Origin of the sequence: Mycoplasma sp. CSL7503-lung (genome assembly GCF_025515455.1) — a bacterium.
Classification (GTDB): Bacteria; Bacillota_I; Bacilli_A; order Mycoplasmatales; family Metamycoplasmataceae; genus Mycoplasmopsis.
Genome location: NZ_JAOPHP010000069.1, coordinates 1 through 284 on the forward strand (window position 1 = coordinate 1; position 284 = coordinate 284).

General features: G+C 44.4%; 1 pseudogene. It reads left to right on the plus strand.

Going from position 1 to position 284, the window contains the following annotated elements:
- Positions 1 to 284 (plus strand): annotated as a pseudogene (locus tag N9R85_RS03945) (hypothetical protein); the annotation flags it as partial.

The following is a 284-nucleotide window of genomic DNA, read 5'->3' on the forward strand; positions in this document are numbered from 1 at the left end:
ACGCTAATGTCAATAGTGAGTCTAATGGTAGTGGTACTACAACCGATAACGGTTCTAGTTCAACTGATAGCAAAGATTCAAACGGTGAAACAACTCCAGGAACAGGTTCACAAGACCAAGGAACAGAAAACCAAGGTTCAAACGGTGAAACAACTCCAGGAACAGGTTCACAAGACCAAGGAACAGCAGGTTCACAAGACCAAGGAACAGCAGGTTCACAAGACCAAGGAACAGAAAACCAAGGTTCAAACGGTGAAACAACTCCAGGAACAGGTTCACAAGAC